This is a genomic window from Dokdonella immobilis, assembly GCF_900115085.1.
Taxonomy (GTDB): Bacteria; Pseudomonadota; Gammaproteobacteria; order Xanthomonadales; family Rhodanobacteraceae; genus Dokdonella; species Dokdonella immobilis.
Genome location: NZ_FOVF01000041.1, coordinates 1 through 19517 on the forward strand (window position 1 = coordinate 1; position 19517 = coordinate 19517).

Consider the following 19517-nt stretch of genomic DNA (forward strand, 5'->3'; position numbering starts at 1 on the left):
AACACACCAGCGTCATCATCACCACCAATCTGGTGTTTGCCGAATGGGCCAACGTGTTCATCGACGCCAAGCTGACCACGGCTCTGCTCGACCGACTGACCCACCACTGCCACATCGTCGAGACGGGCAATGAATCCTACCGATTCCACCAGAGCAGCGGCCAGGCCAAAGCCCGAATCAAGTCGCGTGAGCAGGCCAAGCAGCGAGCATCCAAGGAGGTGATCGAAGAACCCTTCTGATCCCCTCCGACCCACGCTCGGAGTTACACTCCGACCACGCCGAGGGAGCTCTCCCCGGCCTTTATCCCTGGTCAATTTTCAACGAGCAGAGATGGTCAGTTTTCAACGAGCGCCAACACCCCTCTCCGTTCGACTTGGTCGCCGAGTTCGCACATCAGCTATGGGCGGCCTCGCTCATCGAATTGCAGGAGATGGGCGTGTACGAGGTAATCGGAACCGAGCCGGACCTGACCGCCTTCGAGCCGGAACGTCCCATCCGATCAGCGGCGCCGAGCCGACCGCAGGCCTCGCGACCCGAGACCCCTGGTCAGCGCCATGAGCGCAAGCTCGCCGAGCGGCTCTTCAGGCTCGAGGAGCTGGGTGAGCCCTATAGCGTCTGCGTGATCTGCGAGGTGCCACTCGCTGACGGAGACCGATGTAGTTGCGGCACAAAGCTGCAGCCTAAGATCGTGCGGCCGCCGTCCCCTACCCCCGATAACCAGCCCTAATCTGCAGCAAGGTCTGCCCCGGCCACTTCCAGCGTTGAGGTAAAGGCCTCCGAATTGGTCGAACCAGCTGTTGGACCAGCAAGGACCAGGACGGGGCCCCGCTGATGGCGGCATCAGCGGCACAGCCGTACTTTTGAACGCATGAAGTCCAGACCATCCCGCACCGCCGGTCGCATCCGGGCCCTGACCAGGCCGCTGGCCGGCGTGCTGCTCTGGTTGGTTGCGCCTCAACACAGCCGGCAAGCCGGCATGCCGGCGCTGCGTCGGCCGCGTCATCTGACGAGGTGCCGCTGCAGGCAGTGACCAGCGGCCTGTTTACCTCCGGCCAGCCCGCGCCTTCCCAGTGGGCTTCGATCCGCTCAAGCGGGGTTACTACCGTCATCAACTTGCGTCTCGACGAGGAAATGGCCGGGCGCGATGAAGCATCCGAAGTCGTCTCCGCCGGCATGGCCTACCGCCAACTTGATGTCGGTGGGGTCCAGGAAATCACCGATGCGAACGCTGCGCAGGTACAAGCCTGGATCGACGAGGCACCGGGTCCTGTGCTGCTGCACTGGGCTTCCGGCAATCGCGCCGGCGCGCTGCTGGCGATGGTGGCCGCACGCAACGGCGCGCCACCGGAAGAGGCCCTGGAGCTGGGGCGCCGTGGCATGACAAGTTTGCAGGAACCGGTGCGTGCCCTGCTTGACCTTAAAATGGTGGACACCCCTTAATCAGGCCAGCAGCAAAGAGGCGCGCCTTGCGCCACCGGGCTGGAGCAGTGCCGCACGGGGAATTGGCGATCCAACTGCCGATGCTCGAGAACGCCCCGGCGACGTGGAAGTTCTGATTGGCCCGGGTGCGATCGGCGACGCGGCTGCGTTTCCGGTGCATTCATCCAGCGTTTAGATCCGAACGTATAATTGGGCGCATGTCTTTGCGTGCGCTCCTGATGCGGGTGTTCCTGATCGTTGCCCTGTTGGCCAACGGTCCGGGCATTGCTGGGGCGGCCATGCATATGGATCATCTGAGAGACTCCGCGGGCGACGTGACCTCCGTGGCCGCGGCGCAGACACGAAGCGAGGCCATGGCTGCCTGCCACGGCACAGCGACCCCGCCGGTGGCCGACGATCACAGTCACCCGCGGCCCGCTGAGCTGGTCGACGCGAAATCGCCGTTGGGCGATTGCTGCCAGGCGGGCGATTGCTGTGCGTGCATGCACCATTGTTTTGCGGCACTCGTCGGTTCAACACTCGGCAACGTCTCCGTCCTGTATCGGCAAACCGCCGAGCCCTTCCTGTCGCTGCACGCGTCCGCTGCCCTGACCAATCTGTTCCGACCTCCGATCGGCTAAGTGTCGCTGCACGCCTCTTGAGGCGTTGATGGACCCTGTCCGCTGTTCCGCACCGACAGGGCAAGGCTCGCCCCGCGAGCCCCCGACCTTTCCCCGGAGTTTCCATGTCTTCCGATTCTTTCGGCCGTGCCGAGGGGCTGTCTGCCCCGTCGCGCCGCCTCTTCGTGCAAGGCCTTGCCGCCGGTGGCGCCGTTGCAGCCTTGGGCCTCTGGCCGCGTTCCAGTTGGGGCGTCCAGGCTGAGGGCGTACCCAACGTGCTCTCGGGCACCGAATTCGACCTGACCATCGGCGAGACGCCGATGAACTTCACCGGCGCCACGCGCCCCGCGATCACGGTCAACGGATCGATTCCGGCGCCCCTGCTGCGCTGGCGCGAGGGCACCACCGTCAACCTGCGGGTCCGCAATGCCCTGCCCCCCGGCTCCATCCATGGCGACCAGGCGTCGATCCACTGGCACGGCATCCTGCTGCCGGCCGACATGGACGGTGTGCCGGGGCTGAGCTTCAACGGCATCAACCGCGGCGAGACCTACCAGTACCGCTTCAATGTCGTGCAGGGCGGCACCTACTGGTACCACAGCCATTCCGGCTTCCAGGAGCAGGCCGGACTCTACGGGCCGCTGGTGATCGAGCCTCTGGAGCCCGAGCCCTTCGCCTATGACCGCGATTACGTGGTCATGCTCAGCGACTGGACCGACCTGGATCCGAAGCGCCTGTTCGCCAGGCTCAAGAAGCGGTCTGACTTCGACAACTTCTCCAAGCAGACGGTCGGCGACTTCTTCGACGACGTGAAGCAGCACGGCCTGGCCGCTACCGTCGAAGACCGCAAGATGTGGGGCCAGATGCGGATGACGCCGACCGACCTGTCGGACGTCAACGGCAACACCTATACCTTCCTCATGAACGGCACCACCTCGCTGGGCAACTGGACCGGTCTGTTCCGGTCGGGCGAGAAGGTGCGCCTCCGCTTCATCAACGGGTCTGCGATGACCTACTTCGACGTGCGCATCCCGGGGCTGAAGATGACCGTGGTCGCGGCCGATGGCCAGTACGTGCATCCGGTCACGATCGACGAGTTCCGCATCGCCACCGCCGAGACCTTCGACGTCATCGTCGAACCGACCGGGCAGGATGCGTTCACCCTTTTCGCGCAGGACAGCGGCCGCAGCGGCTACGTCAGCGGCACGCTCGCCGTCAGGGAAGGCTTGCGCGCGCCGGTGCCCGAGGTTGGCCCCAAGCCGCTGCTCACCATGGACGACATGGGCCACGGCGGAATGGGCGGCGGCGGTCATGACATGTCGTCGATGTCACCGGCTGCGACGGCCGGCGGTGCTATGGCCGCAATGGATCACAGCGGCCACGACATGTCGTCGACGGCCACGGGCGCGACCGCCGGCGGGAGCATGGCCGGCATGGACCACGGTGCCGGCGGGATGCAGGAGCACCCTGCCAGTGAAACCGGCAACCCGCTGGTCGACATGCAGACGATGGCACCCGCGCCGAGACTGGATGATCCCGGCATTGGGCTGCGCGACAACGGCCGCCGCGTGCTGACCTACGCCGACCTGCGCAGCACGTTCCGCGACCCGGACGGGCGCGAGCCTGGGCGCACGATCGAGTTGCACCTGACCGGCCACATGGAGCGTTTCGCGTGGTCGTTCAACGGAGTGAAGTTCGCTGACGCGGAACCGTTGCGCCTGAACTATGGCGAGCGCCTGCGAATCGTGCTGGTCAACGACACGATGATGTCGCACCCGATCCACCTGCACGGCATGTGGAGCGACCTCGAGGACGAGTCCGGCAACTTCATGGTGCGCAAGCACACCATCGACATGCCGCCGGGCAGCCGACGCAGCTACCGGGTGCGCGCCGATGCGCTCGGCCGGTGGGCCTACCACTGTCACCTGCTCTACCACATGGAAGCCGGCATGTTTCGCGAAGTGCGGGTGGAGGAATGAACGCCATGACACTTCCCCGCCTCCACCCTTTGGCCATCGGGCTGGCCAGCGCACTGTTGCTTGCCGCGGGTCTCACGCCCGCGTGGGCGCAGCAGGCAGACCACACCTCGCACCATCCGGAAACGAAGAAAGCTGCGAAACCACCGTCATCCAAGTCTGTTGATCTGCACGCCGGCCACCCGCCGACTGCGCCAAAGAAGAGTTCCGATGATCACCGAACCATGGACCACGGGGCCATGGAGCACGGAGCCATGAAACACGGGTCTGCGGAAGCGGCCGACAGCGTTCGGTCGACGATGGATCACTCCGCGATGGACCACTCAGGCATGGACCACGCGTCCATGGGCCATCAGCCTGGCGTCGCCAAGGATCTCCCGCCGACGGCGGAGCCGCACGAGCCCATTCCTGTCGTCACCCCGGCCGATCGCGCCGCGGCGTTCCCGGACCTCCACGACCACGCGATGCACGGCACCTCGATCAATTCCTACTGGCTGCTAGACCGACTTGAGGCGTGGGACGCCGATGAGGAGGGCACCGGCATGGCCTGGGAAGCGAAGGGCTGGCTCGGTTCCGACTTGAACCGGCTTTGGCTGCGCAGCGAGGGCGAGCGTGCGGGCGGAACCACCGAATCGGCGGATGTGGAAGTCCTCTACGGCCGCGCCATCGCCCGATGGTGGGATGCCGTCACCGGTGTCCGCCATGACTTCGGCTTTGGCGGCGGCCCGTCGCGCACCTATGCGGCGCTCGGCGTCATCGGTCTTGCCCCGTACAAGTTCGAAGTCAAAGCGACCGCCTACGTGGGCGAGTCCGGCCAGGTAGGGCTCGGCGCGGAAGCCGAATACGAAACGCTGTTCACCAACCGGCTGATCGGCCAGTGGCTGGTCGAGGGAAATGCGTGGAGCAAGGACGATCCAGCGGTCGGAATCGGCAGCGGACTGAGCACGGTCGAAGCCGGTTTCCGCCTGCGCTACGAGTTCCATCGGCAGTTCGCCCCCTATGTCGGCGTGGTCTGGGAGCGTGCCTACGGAGGAACCGCGGACCAACGCCGTGCGCAATCCGGGGACATCGACGACACCCGGATCGTGGCCGGCATTCGAACCTGGTTCTGACAGGAACCCGGACATTGAGACCCTACGCACCCGAAGCACGCCTGACTGGCGTTTCTGCGGCCAAGCACACAACCACTGATTTCCAGGAGTCCATGCATGAACACAATAACAACCACCTTCACCCTCGCTCTGGCGCTGGCCGTCGTGTCGCCCGCAATGGCGCAGACGACCCCATCGCATGCGCATCACCCCGCCGCCGCGACAGACGCAAACGTGGACGTCCCCGCCGCTGCAGCCGCCGCCGTCGCCGTGGCCGAGCGGTTCAACACAGCTCTGTCCAGCGGCGACCTGGCCACGGTCGAAGCCCTGCTCGCAGCCGATGTCCTCATCCTCGAGTCCGGCGGTGCCGAGCGCAGTCGCGAGGAATATATGGGCCATCACGCCATCAGCGATGCGGCGTTCCTCAAGGGCGCCCATCGCCAGTTGCTCCGTCAGCGCGCACGCACCGCCGGTGAGTTCGCATGGGTCGGAACCGAGAGCGAGCTGCATGCGCAAAAGGACGGCAAGCCACTGACCGTCATGAGCGCCGAGACGATGGTACTGAAGCAGACCGCCGACGGCTGGCGCATCGTCCACATCCACTGGTCCTCGCGGACCAAACACTGAACGGAGAACCCGGAATGAACAAGTACAGATTGAACCACCTGGCGTGGATGGCTCTTGCCGTGGCCGGCCTGGGCGCTTGCACGCAGGCCGCTTCACCCACGCAATCCACCGTCGCGCCCGCCGCACAAGTCGCCCCGGGAACCGCCGAGGCGACTGCAGCAGCCCTGCCACGCATGACCGTCCACAAGACCCCGACCTGCGGGTGCTGCGGTGCCTGGATCGACCACGTGCAGAAGGCGGGCTTCACCGTGGATGTGCACGACATGGATGACTTGGGTCCGGTCAAGGCGCGCCTGGGTGTCCCCTTTGCAAAGGGCTCCTGCCACACGGCCGAGGTCGGTGGATACGTCATCGAAGGCCATGTCCCGGCCGCGGACATCAAGCGCCTTCTCGAAGAAAAGCCGGACGCACGTGGTCTGGTCCTGCCGGGAATGCCGATGGGTTCGCCGGGCATGGAGGTTCCGGATGGGCGCCAGCAGCCGTACACGGTCGAACTGGTCCATCGCGACGGAACCACCAAACCCTTCGCACAGCATTGATTCATTGGAATAACTTGGGGCGGTGATGCGGGCGCGCCGATTCTCGTCCGCGAGGAAGAAGGAGAACCACATGACTCACCATTCCGCGGCACACCGGCCCGAGGCCATGAACGAGTGCATCGACAATTGCACGCAATGCCATGCGATTTGTATGGAGACCATCCACTACTGCCTGGGCAAAGGCGGTGCCCACGCGGCTCCAGAACACATCGCCCTGTTGACTACATGTGCAGAAATCTGCTCGACCAGCGCCAATGCGATGTTGCGTGGCGCGAGCGTGCACAACGTGGTTTGCGGTGCCTGCGCGGAGATCTGTCGCCAGTGCGCCGATGCATGCGATGCCATGAACGACCCCGAGATGACGCGCTGCGCCGATGCTTGTCGCCGCTGCGTGGAAAGCTGTAGCGCCATGGCAGCGTGATGCGCCGAGGATCCCGCCTTAGCGGGCGGCATTCTTATCGACCGAACCGGAAGTAACAAGACCCGACCCATCGTGGCTTCACGGACAGCCAGCCATTCAACGCTTGTCGGATCCAACACAGCACGGCCCCACGAACGGGACTTTGCATCATATTTGCAATGAGGAATATTCCCATGAAATCACCAAACGTCATTCGCTCCTTCGCGCTGGTTCTCGCCATTGCGGCGGCACCCTTTTCGGTTCAGGTCGCGCACGCCCATGCGGCGCTGCAACAGTCCACGCCGGCGGCCAATGCGGTCGTGGCCTCTCCAGAGGCAATCGATCTCGTCTTCAACGAAACATTGCTGCCGCGGGCGTCGCGCCTGACGCTACTCATGATGCACGGCAGTTCCACCATGCCGATCGAGGGTTTCACGACCGAGATCGTCAATGACGGGAAGACCCTGCGTGCCAAGTTGCCTCGGCCGCTGGCTGCGGGTGTCTATACCGTGGAATACCGCGCCGTGGGAGGCGACAACCATCCCATGACAGGCAACTTCAGCTTCACCGTGCGCTGAGGAGTCGCGAATGTCTGACCTGTCGGCCTATACATTGAGATTCCTGGAGTACCTCGTACTCATGTTTCTTTTCGGGGTTCCACTGTTGGGATGGTACGGTTCGCGTCGATCGGCACTCGTCGACGCCCTGGCCGGCTGGCCACTCATGGGCATGCTATGGGTGACTGCCGCCATCGGAGTCGTGCTGACCGGGGCCGATGTCGTCTTCAAGACCGCGACCATCATCGGAATGTCGATTGCCGATGTTGATCGTGCATCGCTGGGCTGGTATCTGCTCGAAACCCCAGCAGGCCGGGCGGCGATGGTGAGGGGCGCGTTGCTGGTCGCCCTGGTTTTCGTCTTCGGATGGCACCGTCGTCGCAGCCAGCCCGGTAGCGTGTTCCCGCTGGCGGCGACGCTGGCGGGCGGCGCACTCGCCACACTGGCATGGAACGGCCACGCTGCGGCTGGCGAAGGTCTGTGGGGCGTGCTGCGTTTGGTTGCGGGCGTCGTGCATCTGCTCGCGGCAGGCGGCTGGATCGCCGCAGTCCTGATGTTCCTTGTGATGTTGCTGCGTCGCGAGGAAACAAGCGGTAACGCGCGCTTGCGATCGACCCATGATCTTCTGCATGCATTTTCCGCCCTGGGAATGGTTTTTGTCGGTGCGCTTGTCGTTTCCGGGATCGCGCACTACGGGGATCTCACCGGTTGGTCATTGTCTGCATTGGTGCAGAGCACCTACGGAAAGCTGCTGCTGTTCAAGTTGGCCCTGTTCGGTGGAATGCTTGGCTTGGGGGCGCTCCACAATTGGACGCGGGTGCCGCGCCTGGGCCGGGCATTGACCCGCGGAGACCCTGCGCAGGAGGTGCGCGCTTTGCGGCAAAGCGTTGCCGCAGAGGCCGCATTGGCTACCTTGATCCTGATTATTGTTTCAGTACTCGGGACGCTCAGTCCCCATTAGTTGTCCCACCCGCCATGGCACACTGCCCTGGCAGTCCATTCCTACCAAAGCGAGTATCGGCATGAACTCACCGTCCCATGACCATCATCATTCCGCAGGCGCAGGCGCAGGCACAGTCGCGGGCGAGGCTGCGGACGGACGGGTAACCGATCCGGTCTGCGGCATGCAGGTCGATGCCGCCACGACGCCGCATCATGCCGAGCACGCGGGCGTCCCCTTCCACTTTTGCTCGGCGCGATGCCGCGCGAAGTTCGTCGAGGATCCCGAGCGCTACCTGTCGCCCGGGAATGAGCCCGAGGCGGCCCAACCCGGTGCCATCTATACCTGCCCGATGCACCCGGAAGTCCGGCAGCCGGGTCCCGGCAATTGTCCCTTCTGCGGCATGGCGCTGGAGCCGGAAATGCCGAGCCTTGAGGACGATGACAATCCGGAACTGCGCGACTTCTCGCGCCGGTTCTGGTGGACGCTTCCGCTGACGGCGGTGACACTGGTGCTGGCCATGTTCGGCCAGTTCCTCCCGCGTCTCGTGCTGGGCGGCATGCAGATCCTGCCGCTGTCGATCGACGTGCAGACCTGGGTCGAGCTGGTGCTGGCCACGCCGGTCGTGCTGTGGGCCGGCTGGCCGTTCTTCGAGCGCTGCGTGCAGTCGATCCGCAACCTTCACCCGAACATGTTTACCCTCATCGGCATTGGCGTGGCGGCCGCCTTTGTTTACAGCCTCGTGGCCACGTTGGCACCCGACCTGTTCCCTCACACGTTCAGCGAGCACGGGCGCATCGGCGTGTACTACGAGGCGGCGGCGGTAATCGTGTCGCTCACGCTGCTGGGCCAGATGCTGGAGTTGCGGGCGCGCTCGAAAACATCCGCGGCTATCAAGGGCCTGCTCGGCCTGGCGCCCAAGGAAGCCCGGCGGGTCAATGCCGATGGCACCGAGGAAGACATCCCGCTGACCCATGTGCATGTCGGCGACCACCTGCGCGTGCGCCCCGGCGAAAAGGTTCCGGTGGACGGCGAAGTGGTGGAAGGCCGCTCCAGCGTCGACGAGTCGATGCTTACGGGCGAGCCGATCCCGGTCGAGAAAACCGCCGGCGACCGGGTCATCGGCGCGACCCAGAACGGTACCGGCGCATTGGTCATCCGCGCCGCCAAGGTGGGTTCCGACACCGTGCTCGCGCAGATCGTGCAACTGGTTGCGCAGGCACAGCGCTCGCGCGCGCCGATGCAGCGGATGGCCGACACCGTCGCCTACTGGTTCGTGCTCGCGGTGCTGGCGATCGCGGTGGCGACCTTCGTCATCTGGGGCTTGTTCGGCCCGCACCCGGCCTGGACATATGCCATCCTCAATGCGGTTTCGGTGCTGATCATCGCCTGCCCGTGCGCGCTGGGCCTGGCCACGCCGATGTCGATCATGGTCGCCACCGGCAAGGCCGCGCAGGTGGGCGTGCTGTTCCGCGATGCCGAGGCCATCGAGCACATGCGCCGCATCGACACCCTGATCGTCGACAAGACCGGCACCCTCACCGAAGGACGCCCGGCCTTCAAGGAAGTCGTCGCCTTCGAGGGATTCGACGCCGACCGCGTCCTGCATCTGGCCGCCAGCCTGGACCAGGGCAGCGAACACCCTCTGGCCGATGCCATCGTCGCCGAGGCCCGACGCCGCAACTTCGCGTTCGACCGCGTGGAGGACTTCGACTCGGTGACCGGCCTGGGGGTGCGCGGAAGCGTGGCCGGCCACGCGCTGGCGCTGGGCAATACCGCACTCATGGAGGATCTGGGTGCCAATCCTGGTGCGCATGTCGACGTCGCCGAGCGCCTGCGCCGCGAAGGTGCGAGCGCCATGTTCCTCGCCGTGGACGGACGCCTGGCCGGGCTGATCGCGGTCGCCGATCCGATCAAGGCTTCGGCCGCGACGGCCATCCATGAGCTGCACGCTGCCGGGTTGCGCATCACCATGGCCACCGGCGACGGGCTCACCACCGCGAAGGCGGTGGCCGCGGAACTGGGTCTGGACGAGGTGCACGGCGAGGTCCGCCCCGAGGACAAGTCCGCGCTGGTGCAGCGCCTCAAGCGCGAAGGCCGACGCGTGGCGATGGCGGGCGACGGCATCAACGATGCGCCGGCGCTGGCCGCCGCCGATGTCGGTATTGCCATGGGCACGGGCACCGACGTCGCCATGTCGAGTGCGCAGATCACCCTGGTCAAGGGCGACCTGCGCGGCATCCTGCGCGCGCGCAAGATCTCCCAGGCCACCGTGGCCAACATGAAGCAGAACCTCACCTTCGCGTTTCTCTACAACGCGCTCGGGGTTCCGGTCGCGGCCGGGGTGCTCTACCCCGCGTTCGGGATCCTGCTCAGCCCGATGGTCGCGGCGCTGGCGATGAGCCTGAGCTCGGTCTCCGTGGTCGCCAACGCGCTGCGTCTGGCCAAATCGGCCACAGTTCTGGCGAAACCGGAGACAGCCGCGACGGATCAGGCTTCTGGTCTGGCCCGGCGTTGACCTGGATCAACCGAATCGGATCGGGCACGGGTTACGCTCACGTGATGGCCAGTCGTTGCCAGCGGAAATGGTTCAAGTGCGCCGTGTTTGTTGCGGCGGCTGCGCTGCTCTGGTCGCAATTCGCGCTGGCCAGTCATGGCGGCTGCCTGGATATGCTGGCACACGCGGCATCGGTGGAGGTCACCCACGGCCATGGCTGTGATGGCATGGTTCCGTCCGCGGACAAGGCGCTGTGTGATGCGCATTGCGCCGAGGGTGACGTCAGCGCAGACAGCGGACGTATCCCGCCTGTCCCGCCGCTGTTTGTCGGAGCGTGGCTGCCCTGGTTTCCGACCGTTGCCATCGTCGATGGCGTACCGGTGGCCACGTCCACCTGGCTTCCACCGCCGCCCAGGCCTGCCTGGCACCGACCTACCCCCCATCCAGCGGCCCTCCTGCTGATTTGATGCCTGAACCCTGACTGTTCCGCACGTCTCGTGCGGCGCAGTCCTGTGCGTTCGCGCCGTGCCCGTCACGGCAAGTCCTGACCCAATACTGTTCGGTTGCGCACCCCAACCGTTCGGGCTGAGCTCGTCGAAGCCCCTGCATTTCGTTCCGACCCTTCGACAGGTTCAGGGCGAACCGCTCTCCGAACAGTAATGAGTCCTGCCCTCGTCCGATCGACATCAGTCGCGTCGGCCCAAGGACATTCGATATGGCATCACCTCACGACCCATCGCAGACCAGGCGCCTGCCCGCCCGCCCGCGGTTTTCCCTCCACCAACCGCTTCGTCATGCGGTTTGCTGGCTGCTTGCCGGCGTCCTGTGGACGCTCGCGCTGCCCGTGATCGCCGCCGAACCCATTCCAGGGCACAGCCTCGAATCGATTCGCGCCTGGGTTCTCGAACACAACCCGGAGTTGCGCGCACTGGATTTCGAAGCCCAGGCCGCCGAGGCACGCATACTGCCTGCGGGTGCCCTGCCCGATCCGATGGCATCGGTGGCCATCCGCGGCCTCAATCCGGACAAGCCCTGGCGTTCCGTCGATGCCGGACGAGAGTTCGACTACGCGCTGCGCCAGCGCCTGCCACTGTGGGGCAAACGTGACCTGGCGCGGACCGCGGCCAGCCAGGACGCGGTCGCGGTCGGGCTCGACCGCCTCACCACGGCGCGCGATCTGCTGGCTGACGCCGAGGCGGCCTACGCGCGCTATTGGCACGCCGACCAGGCCGTCGCCGTGCTCGATCGCCGCATCGCACTGATCGGCCAGATCGAAGAGATGGCCCGCGTCCGCTATGCGTTGGGTCGGGCCGCCCAGCAGGACGCGATTCGCGCCCAGGTCGAGCAGACCAGCCTCCAGCGCGAACGCATCGAACGCATCGCCGCCAAGGAGGAAGCCGTCGCCATGCTCAACGCCGTCCTCGGTCGTCGCGCCGACGCAGCCTTGGCGACGCCGAATGGGATACCCGGCCTGGTCGTGCGCAGCGCGTCGCTTGCCGACGCGCTGGGCGGAACGGATGCACACCCGGCAGTGCGCGCGCAGCAGGCTCGCGCCGAAGCCGCGCACACCAACGTGGCGCTGCAACGTCGCAACCGTTTTCCCGATATCACCGTGGGTGTGGGTGCGATGCAGATCGGCAACGGCATCAAGAGCACCGAATTGATGCTCGAGGTCGAGATCCCGTTCCAGCAGCACGCCCGCCGCGAACGCGAGCGCGAATCGCGCCTGCTCGAAGACGCGGCGCTGGCCCGCATGGAAGCCACGCTGCATGCCGTCGAGGAACGCGGTGCCTCCGCCTGGGCGCAGTGGACCAGCGCACGCGAACGCCGCGGGCTGATCGAGAACACGCTGCTGCCGCAAGCCGATGCCACCTGGCAGTCCGCGCTGGCCAGCTACCAGGTCGGCGAAGTCGACTTCGGCACGCTGCTCGAAGCACTCAATGAATGGCAGGGCGCCGACCTCGCGCGGGTCGATGCGTTGCGTGACGAACTGTTGGGCGCTGCCGCCGTGCGCGCCATCGAAGGAGAGATCCGATGACCCGTATTCAGACCCTGTCTCTCACCATCGGCGTCGCGCTGGCCGCCCTCGCCGTCGGCTGGATGGCGGGCCGCGCCACGCAGGACCCGTCATCCGTCAGCGCCTTGTCCGAGGCACCGGCCGCCGAACGCAAAGTGCTCTATTACCGTAATCCCATGGGTCTGCCGGACACCTCGCCGGTTCCGAAGAAGGACCCGATGGGCATGGATTACGTCGCCGTGTATGCCGGCGATGCACCACCGGCGGCACCCGGCACGGTGGTCCTGGCCCCGGACAAGGTGCAGGCGCTGGGCGTGCGCACCGAAGCGGTCAAGCGCGGGGCCCTGGCCGCCATCGTGCGCACCAGCGGCACGGTGGCGGTCGACGAGACCCGGCAGTATGCGATCGCGCCGCGCTTCGAAGGCTGGGTCGAGCGGCTGTACGCCAACCAGACCGGCATGCGCGTCCGCGCCGGGCAGCCGCTGCTGTCGGTGTACAGCCCGCAGCTGGCCGCGGCGCAACAGGAATACCGGCTGGCCGACGAGACGGCCCGAAGGCTGGCGGCGTCCGATCCCGTGAGCGCAGCATCGATGAGCCGCCTGCGCGATGCCGCCCGCACCCGCCTGCGCAACTGGGAAGTCAGCGACACGCAACTGGGCAAGAACGGTCTGGTCCTCAGTGCGCCGGCGGACGCGGTGGTGATCGAGAAGCTCGTGGTCCAGGGTGCGCGTTTCGAGGCCGGCGAAACCATCCTGCGCCTGGCCGACCTTTCGACGGTGTGGGTCATCGCCAAGGTTCCGGCGGCGCAGGCCGCGGGCCTCAAGCCCGGCCAGCCGGCCCGCTTTGAAACCGTGGCCCTGCCGGGCCAGGTGGTCGAGGGTGAAGTCACCTTTGTGCAACCGGTCATCGATGCAATGACGCGCACCGTGGACGTGCGCATCGCCCTGCCCAACCCGAATGGCGACCTGCGGCCCGGGCTTTACGGCACGGTGCTGCTTGAAGAGCCGGGGTCTGGGCCGGTCCTGAGCGTTCCGCGCTCGGCGGTGCTCGACAGCGGCACGCGCCAGTTGGTGCTGGTCGAAACCGGCCCCGGCCGCTTTGCATCGCGTGACGTCAGCCTGGGTCGCCGCGGTGGCGATCGCATCGAGATCCTCGACGGGCTGGCCGAGGGCGAGTTGGTCGTGGTCTCCGCGAACTTCCTGATCGACGCGGAAAGCAACCTGCAGTCGGCGCTGGAGGGTCTGGGCGGGCATGCAGGACATGGCACGCCCGCAGGCAGCCGCGGGGATCCACAACCCGAATCCGGCGATGGCACCGCCGACCCGCACGCGGGCCATGCCGACGCCGCCGCGGACCCGCACGCAGGTCATTCCATGCCGGCCACGCCGGAGGAGACTGCGCCCCCTTCCACCGATCACGAGGGGCACTGACATGCTTGGCCGCCTCATCGAATGGTCGGTCCGCAACGTCTTCCTTGTGCTGGTGATGACGCTGGCGATCGTCGCCGGTGGCGTCTACGCCCTGCTGCAGACGCCGCTGGACGCACAGCCGGACCTGTCGGACGTCCAGGTGATCGTGTTCACCGAGTACCCGGGGCAGGCGCCCCAGGTGGTCGAGGACCAGGTGACGTATCCGCTGACCAGCGCCCTGCTCGCGGTGCCGAAGTCGAAGGACGTCCGCGGGTTCTCGTTCTTCGGCGCCTCCTTCATCTATGTCATCTTCGAGGAGGGCACGGACCTCTACTGGGCGCGCTCGCGCGTGCTCGAAAACCTCAACGTCGCCTCCAAGAACCTCCCGGCCGGCGTGGCACCCGCTCTGGGCCCCGACGCCACGGGCGTGGGCTGGGTCTACCAGTACGTCCTCAAGAGCGACCGCCACTCGCTGGACGAGCTGCGCGCCATGCAGGACTGGTACCTGCGCTACCAGCTCACCACCGCGCCCGGCGTGGCCGAGGTCGCCAGCGTTGGCGGCTTCGTGCGCCAGTACTCGATTACCGTCGATCCGGTCCGGCTGCGCGAGTTCGACATCCCGATTTCGCGGGTGTCCGAGGTGATCGCCGCGAGCAACCGCGACGTCGGCGGCCGCGTGATCGAGATGGCCGAGACCGAGTACATGGTCCGCGGCATTGGCTACCTGCGCGGCATCGAGGACATCGAGAGCCTGGTGCTGCGCGCCGAAGGAGGCGCACCGGTGCTGATCGGCGATGTTGCCCGGGTCGAACTGGTGCCCGACGAGCGCCGTGGCATCGCCGACCTGGACGGCGAAGGAGATGTCGTGGCCGGGATTGTCATTGCGCGGTTCGGCGAGAACGCCCTGGCCGTGATCGGCGGGGTGAAGGACAAGATCGCCGAACTTGCACGAGGCTTGCCCGAAGGCGTCAGCGTCCAGGCGGTCTACGACCGGTCCGACCTCATCGTGCGTGCAATCAAGACCCTGCGCACGACTTTGCTCGAGGAAAGCCTGATCGTCGCCCTGGTCTGCCTGGTGTTCCTGTTCCATGCGCGCAGCGCGCTGGTCGCGATCGTCATGCTGCCGGTCGGCGTGCTGATCGCGGTGATCGCGATGCGTGCGCTTGGCATGAACTCGAACATCATGAGCCTGGGCGGCATCGCGATCTCGATCGGCGTGATGGTCGACGCCGCGATCGTGATGATCGAGAACGCGCACAAGCACATCGAGCGCTCCGACGGCTCCCGAAGCCGGGCCCAGCTGATCATCGACGCCTGCCGCGAGGTCGGGCCGGCGCTGTTCTTCAGCCTCATGATCATCACCGTCTCGTTCCTTCCGGTGTTCGCCCTGGAGGCGCAGGAAGGCCGCCTGTTCAAGCCGCTGGCGTTCACCAAGACGTTCGCCATGGCCGGCGGTGCGCTGCTTTCGGTGACGCTCGTCCCCGTGCTCATGCTGCTGTTCGTGCGCGGCAAGATCGTGCCCGAGCACAAGAACCCGGTGAACCGGGTCCTGGTCGCGGCCTATCGGCCAGTGATCGACGTCGTGCTGCGGCACCGCATGGCCACGATCGTGATCGCCCTCGTCGCCCTGTTCGCCAGCCTGTGGCCCGCGTCGCGGCTGGGCAGCGAGTTCATGCCCACGCTCAACGAGGGCACGCTTTTGTACATGCCGGCATCGCTGCCTGGCATGTCGGTGACCAAGGCCTCCGAGCTGCTGCAACAGCAGGACCGGATCATCAAGGGCTTCCCGGAAGTTGAGTCGGTGTTCGGCAAGGCGGGCCGCGCCCTGACGGCCACTGACCCGGCCCCGCTGGAGATGTTCGAAACCGTCATCAACCTCAAGCCCGAGGACGAGTGGCGCGACGGCATGACCACCGACAAGCTGATTGCCGAGATGGACGCGGCGCTGAAGTTCCCCGGCGTGGCCAACTCGTGGACGATGCCGATCAAGGCCCGCACCGACATGCTGGCCACCGGCATCCGTACGCCGGTCGGGATCAAGCTCTTCGGCAATGATCTTGAGCAGCTCGATGCCCTGGCCACCGAGATCGAAGCGGTGGTGCGTGAGGTGCCTGGAACGACCAGCGCGTTCGCCGAACGCCTGACCGGGGCCTACTATCTCGATATCACGCCCGACCTGCGCAGTCTGGCGCAATACGGGGTCACCCTTGGCGAAGTCCAGGACGTTGTGGCGGCCGCACTCGGCGGCGAGATTGTCACCACCATCCTCCAGGGCCGCGAGCGTTTCAGCGCGATCGTGCGCTATCCGCGCGAGCTGCGCGACGACCCGCACCGCATCGGCAGCCAGGTCCTGGTGCCGGTGCCCGGCGGCGCGCAGGTGCCCCTCGGCGAGTTGGCGCGGATCGAGGTCAAGAAAGGGGCGCCCAGCATCCGCACCGAGAACGCCATGCTGGCGGCCTACATCTACGTCGACACGCGCGAGAGCGACCTGGGCCGCTACGTGGAGGCGGCACAGCAGGCCGTTGCCAAGCAGGTGCAGTTCCCACCCGGCTACTACGTGACCTGGAGCGGGCAGTACGAGTACATGCAGCGCGCCGCCGAAAAGATGCGCGTCGTCATCCCGGTGACGCTGGCGCTGATCTTCCTGCTGCTGTACCTCAACTTCCGCCGCGTCACCGAGTCGTTGATCGTGATGCTGTCGGTGCCGTTCGCGCTGGTCGGCGGCATCTGGCTGATGTGGATGCTCGACTACAACGTCAGCGTCGCGGTGATCGTGGGCTTCATCGCGCTGGCGGGCGTTGCCGCGGAAACCGGCGTGGTGATGCTGATCTACCTCGACCACGCGCTCGAGGCGCGGGCCGTGCAGCGTCGGGCCGAAGGCCGTTCGCTGGATGCACGCGACCTGCGCGAGGCGATTGTCGAAGGTGCGGTCGACCGCGTGCGCCCGAAGATGATGACCGTGGTCGCGATCATGGCCGGCCTGCTGCCGATCATGTGGAGCAGCGGCACCGGCTCGGAGGTGATGCGCCGCATCGCCGCGCCGATGGTGGGTGGCATGGTTTCCTCCACGGTGCTGACCTTGATCGTGATTCCGGCGTTGTACTCGATGATCAAGCAGCGGCAGCTGGCGAGGAAGCCGCCGGCACCCGCCGCGCTGCCCGTGGAAGTGCCGTGATGCGTCCCACTTTCAACGCCCCTGTGCAAAGGCGGTCCGCGTCTGCGCGGGCCCATCGTTATCGCCGCGGGAGCACCAGGCGTCTTGTCATTGATGGCCTCGCGTCCGTCGAGCTTGACCTGTGTGCGAGACACAGGTCTATCGTGATCAACATCTTGCCGGGAGTGCGCCAATGACGGCCAAAGACGAAGCAGTGCCGCCGCTGATAACGGTACGCCAGCTGGCACAGCAGGGCGACGTCACGGTGCATGTAGTGCGCAACTATCTGCGGCGCGGCCTGCTGCGAGCGGCCACGCATACCGGGAGCGGCTACCAGCTGTTTTCAGCCTCGGAGCTCCAGCGCCTGCACTTCATTCGTACGGCGCAACAGCTCGGCTTCACGCTGACTGAAATCGAGGACATCATCCGCCACAGCCTGCTGCGACATAGTCCCTGCCCGCTCGTGAGGGACATCATCCGGCGCAGGCTCGACGACACCCGCCAACAACTGGACAGGCTGCTGGCCATGCACGAACGGATGGAGCATGCCATCCACACTTGGGCAGCGCTGCCGGACTCCATTCCGACTGGCGACGATGTCTGCGCATTGATCGAAGCCGTTGCCGCGACAGAAGGCGGCAAGTTCGTCAGGTCCACCCCGCGACGACTCCTCGGGCGTCGCCTCACTCAGGAGAATTTGCCATGACTGCCCCCCGCTCTCCCGCCACGTCCGGGTCCCGACGTTGGGTCTTCTGGATCTTCCTCGCGCTGGCCGTGTTCTATCTGGGCGTCGAGCATCGCGCCCACCTCGCAGGAACGCTCCGCTGGTTGCCACTGGCCATCCTGCTGCTGTGCCCCCTCATGCATGTGTTCATGCACAAGGGGCATGGCGGGCATGGAGGGCACGGGCGCGGCGGCAATGCCGACGACACACCCAACGGCAGCCCCGACACCCGTGGCAAGCCCGTATTGACCGACGAAACGTCCGACACCTCGACCGGAGGGCACTGACATGCATGCACCTGACTCTGGCTACGGTCTTTGGCTCCTGGCCGCCATCAACGCCGCGTTCTTCATCTTCTTTGCCTGGAGCTTCTACAAGCCGTTGACCCGGTGGGACTGGCGGGGGTTCGGGATGTTCTCCGCCTTCGTCGTGGCCCTGTTCGCGGAAATGTATGGCTTCCCGCTGACGCTGTACGTCCTGGGCGGCTGGCTCAGCGCCAACTATCCGCAGGTGAACTGGCTCAGCCATGACGCGGGGCATTTGCTGGAGATGTGGTTCGGCTGGCGCGCCAATCCGCATTTCGGTCCATTCCACATCGCGAGTTTCGTGTTTATCGGCGGAGGGTTCTGGTTGTTGTCGACCGCCTGGCCCGTGCTGTATCGGGCACAGCGAGAGGGTCGGCTTGCCCGTGAGGGCGTGTATGCGCGCATGCGCCACCCGCAGTACGTTGCCTTCGTGCTGGTGCTGACCGGCTTCCTGCTGCAGTGGCCGACGCTGCTCACACTCATCAGCTTTCCGGTGCTCGTGTGGGCCTATGCCCGCCTCGCTCGCCGTGAGGAGAAAGATTGCCTGAGCCGCTTTGGCGACGACTATGCCCGCTACATGCAGGAGGTCCCGGCCTTCCTCCTGCGACGCCGGCGCGGCCCCGCGCCATCGCCGGGAGAAGCATGATGACGCAGGTTGAGGAGCTGCCTGGGCAACGCTCCGCCGTTCAAGTTGCCCACCTGCATGGTCTCTCCGTTCGTGTTGTCGCCGCAGATCTCCGTCTCCGTTCAGGCCCATCCAAGGAGTCCACTCAATGAATACGGTCACACCCGTTGCCTGTTCCGCAGCCCCACGTACCAATTCCTACCGCTGGTTCGCCGCACTGGCGCTGGTGGGCGCACTCGCATTCTCCTTCGCACTGCCGGGCGTCGCATCCGCGAGCGAGGGCGGGTTCCGCCACAACGTCTTGATGCGCGGCCAGGTGTTGGAGAAGGGGGACGAGACGCTCGTGGTCTGCGTCGGGCAGGCCGACGGCGCCCAGGTCGGGCAGGTGCTGGATGTGATCCGGCACAAGCGCCGTATCCGGCATTCGCGGGCCGGCGGTCCACGCTATCGCCGCGAGAACATCGGTCAAGTACGGATCGCCGAACTGTTCGACAGCCACTACGCGGAGGCTGAAGTGATCTCCGGCAGCCCCAAGGTCAACGACACAGTGGAGCTGATCCGCCCCTGACAAGCGCGCAGGCGATGCAGATGCGCCTCGGCCCTCGCCATGCCATCAG

At 66.0% G+C, this 19517-nt stretch carries 19 protein-coding genes; all 19 read left to right on the top strand.

Annotated elements, in window-relative coordinates; all coding sequences use genetic code 11:
• On the top strand, positions 1-239 hold a 239-nt coding region (locus tag BM125_RS18100), incomplete at its 5' end, for an ATP-binding protein (protein WP_175498051.1).
• Positions 240-1026: 787 nt separating this feature from the next.
• Entirely contained in the window at positions 1027-1440 is a 414-nt protein-coding gene (locus tag BM125_RS18110; protein ID WP_175498188.1) for a protein tyrosine phosphatase family protein, read from the top strand.
• A gap of 197 nt (positions 1441-1637) precedes the next feature.
• The gene (locus BM125_RS18115) at positions 1638-2060 is read left to right on the top strand and encodes a CopL family metal-binding regulatory protein (protein WP_055765292.1); all 423 of its coding nucleotides are present in this window, start codon (positions 1638-1640) and stop codon (positions 2058-2060) included.
• Between the two features lie 104 nt (positions 2061-2164).
• Positions 2165-4018, top strand: a complete 1854-nt coding sequence (locus tag BM125_RS18120) for a copper resistance system multicopper oxidase (RefSeq protein WP_092410625.1) — start codon at positions 2165-2167, stop codon at positions 4016-4018.
• A 5-nt stretch (positions 4019-4023) separates the two neighbouring features.
• Positions 4024-5127 carry a copper resistance protein B gene (locus BM125_RS18125; protein WP_092410663.1) on the top strand — a complete coding sequence of 368 codons (1104 nt, stop codon included), beginning with the start codon at positions 4024-4026 and terminating at the stop codon, positions 5125-5127.
• 96 nt (positions 5128-5223) lie between these two features.
• The gene (locus tag BM125_RS18130; RefSeq protein WP_092410627.1) at positions 5224-5733 is read left to right on the top strand and encodes a nuclear transport factor 2 family protein; all 510 of its coding nucleotides are present in this window, start codon (positions 5224-5226) and stop codon (positions 5731-5733) included.
• Between the two features lie 14 nt (positions 5734-5747).
• A complete protein-coding gene (locus BM125_RS18135; RefSeq protein WP_245778984.1) occupies positions 5748-6272 on the top strand; it encodes a DUF411 domain-containing protein in 525 nt (174 codons plus the stop codon).
• A 70-nt stretch (positions 6273-6342) separates the two neighbouring features.
• Complete coding sequence (locus tag BM125_RS18140) at positions 6343-6693, top strand: four-helix bundle copper-binding protein (RefSeq protein ID WP_092410664.1); 351 nt, start codon at positions 6343-6345, stop codon at positions 6691-6693.
• 158 nt (positions 6694-6851) lie between these two features.
• A complete protein-coding gene (gene copC / locus BM125_RS18145) occupies positions 6852-7250 on the top strand; it encodes a copper homeostasis periplasmic binding protein CopC (RefSeq protein ID WP_245778985.1) in 399 nt (132 codons plus the stop codon).
• A 10-nt stretch (positions 7251-7260) separates the two neighbouring features.
• A complete protein-coding gene (gene copD / locus BM125_RS18150; RefSeq protein ID WP_092410633.1) occupies positions 7261-8190 on the top strand; it encodes a copper homeostasis membrane protein CopD in 930 nt (309 codons plus the stop codon).
• A 61-nt stretch (positions 8191-8251) separates the two neighbouring features.
• Positions 8252-10687: a heavy metal translocating P-type ATPase gene (locus BM125_RS18155; protein ID WP_092410635.1), complete on the top strand. Its 2436-nt coding sequence runs from the start codon at positions 8252-8254 to the stop codon at positions 10685-10687.
• A 44-nt stretch (positions 10688-10731) separates the two neighbouring features.
• A complete protein-coding gene (locus BM125_RS18160) occupies positions 10732-11133 on the top strand; it encodes a hypothetical protein (RefSeq protein ID WP_092410637.1) in 402 nt (133 codons plus the stop codon).
• A 248-nt stretch (positions 11134-11381) separates the two neighbouring features.
• Positions 11382-12704, top strand: coding sequence for a TolC family protein (locus BM125_RS18165; protein ID WP_245778986.1), 1323 nt, complete (start codon positions 11382-11384; stop codon positions 12702-12704).
• Positions 12701-14113: an efflux RND transporter periplasmic adaptor subunit gene (locus tag BM125_RS18170; RefSeq protein ID WP_092410639.1), complete on the top strand. Its 1413-nt coding sequence runs from the start codon at positions 12701-12703 to the stop codon at positions 14111-14113. Before BM125_RS18165 ends, BM125_RS18170 begins: the two co-directional genes overlap by 4 nt.
• Before the next feature lies 1 nt (position 14114).
• Positions 14115-17267, top strand: a complete 3153-nt coding sequence (locus BM125_RS18175) for an efflux RND transporter permease subunit (RefSeq protein ID WP_092410641.1) — start codon at positions 14115-14117, stop codon at positions 17265-17267.
• Between the two features lie 172 nt (positions 17268-17439).
• A complete protein-coding gene (locus BM125_RS18180; RefSeq protein ID WP_092410643.1) occupies positions 17440-17952 on the top strand; it encodes a MerR family DNA-binding protein in 513 nt (170 codons plus the stop codon).
• The gene (locus BM125_RS20760) at positions 17949-18257 is read left to right on the top strand and encodes a DUF2933 domain-containing protein (protein ID WP_092410645.1); all 309 of its coding nucleotides are present in this window, start codon (positions 17949-17951) and stop codon (positions 18255-18257) included. Before BM125_RS18180 ends, BM125_RS20760 begins: the two co-directional genes overlap by 4 nt.
• A gap of 1 nt (position 18258) precedes the next feature.
• Entirely contained in the window at positions 18259-18921 is a 663-nt protein-coding gene (locus BM125_RS18190; RefSeq protein WP_092410647.1) for a methyltransferase family protein, read from the top strand.
• Between the two features lie 127 nt (positions 18922-19048).
• A complete protein-coding gene (locus BM125_RS18195) occupies positions 19049-19468 on the top strand; it encodes a hypothetical protein (protein WP_092410649.1) in 420 nt (139 codons plus the stop codon).
• Positions 19469-19517 lie beyond the last annotated feature (49 nt).

Excerpts from the sequence above, each read along its gene's own strand:
- BM125_RS18130 (WP_092410627.1), top strand. The coding sequence starts at position 5,224 with ATGAACACAATAACAACCACCTTCACCCTCGCTCTGGCGCTGGCCGTC.
- BM125_RS18120 (WP_092410625.1), top strand. The coding sequence starts at position 2,165 with ATGTCTTCCGATTCTTTCGGCCGTGCCGAGGGGCTGTCTGCCCCGTCG.
- BM125_RS18135 (WP_245778984.1), top strand. The coding sequence starts at position 5,748 with ATGAACAAGTACAGATTGAACCACCTGGCGTGGATGGCTCTTGCCGTG.
- BM125_RS18125 (WP_092410663.1), top strand. The coding sequence starts at position 4,024 with ATGACACTTCCCCGCCTCCACCCTTTGGCCATCGGGCTGGCCAGCGCA.
- BM125_RS18170 (WP_092410639.1), top strand. The coding sequence starts at position 12,701 with ATGACCCGTATTCAGACCCTGTCTCTCACCATCGGCGTCGCGCTGGCC.
- BM125_RS18180 (WP_092410643.1), top strand. The coding sequence starts at position 17,440 with ATGACGGCCAAAGACGAAGCAGTGCCGCCGCTGATAACGGTACGCCAG.
- copC (WP_245778985.1), top strand. The coding sequence starts at position 6,852 with ATGAGGAATATTCCCATGAAATCACCAAACGTCATTCGCTCCTTCGCG.
- BM125_RS18115 (WP_055765292.1), top strand. The coding sequence starts at position 1,638 with ATGTCTTTGCGTGCGCTCCTGATGCGGGTGTTCCTGATCGTTGCCCTG.
- BM125_RS18155 (WP_092410635.1), top strand. The coding sequence starts at position 8,252 with ATGAACTCACCGTCCCATGACCATCATCATTCCGCAGGCGCAGGCGCA.
- BM125_RS18195 (WP_092410649.1), top strand. The coding sequence starts at position 19,049 with ATGAATACGGTCACACCCGTTGCCTGTTCCGCAGCCCCACGTACCAAT.
- BM125_RS18190 (WP_092410647.1), top strand. The coding sequence starts at position 18,259 with ATGCATGCACCTGACTCTGGCTACGGTCTTTGGCTCCTGGCCGCCATC.
- BM125_RS18165 (WP_245778986.1), top strand. The coding sequence starts at position 11,382 with ATGGCATCACCTCACGACCCATCGCAGACCAGGCGCCTGCCCGCCCGC.
- copD (WP_092410633.1), top strand. The coding sequence starts at position 7,261 with ATGTCTGACCTGTCGGCCTATACATTGAGATTCCTGGAGTACCTCGTA.
- BM125_RS18140 (WP_092410664.1), top strand. The coding sequence starts at position 6,343 with ATGACTCACCATTCCGCGGCACACCGGCCCGAGGCCATGAACGAGTGC.
- BM125_RS18175 (WP_092410641.1), top strand. The coding sequence starts at position 14,115 with ATGCTTGGCCGCCTCATCGAATGGTCGGTCCGCAACGTCTTCCTTGTG.
- BM125_RS18160 (WP_092410637.1), top strand. The coding sequence starts at position 10,732 with ATGGCCAGTCGTTGCCAGCGGAAATGGTTCAAGTGCGCCGTGTTTGTT.
- BM125_RS20760 (WP_092410645.1), top strand. The coding sequence starts at position 17,949 with ATGACTGCCCCCCGCTCTCCCGCCACGTCCGGGTCCCGACGTTGGGTC.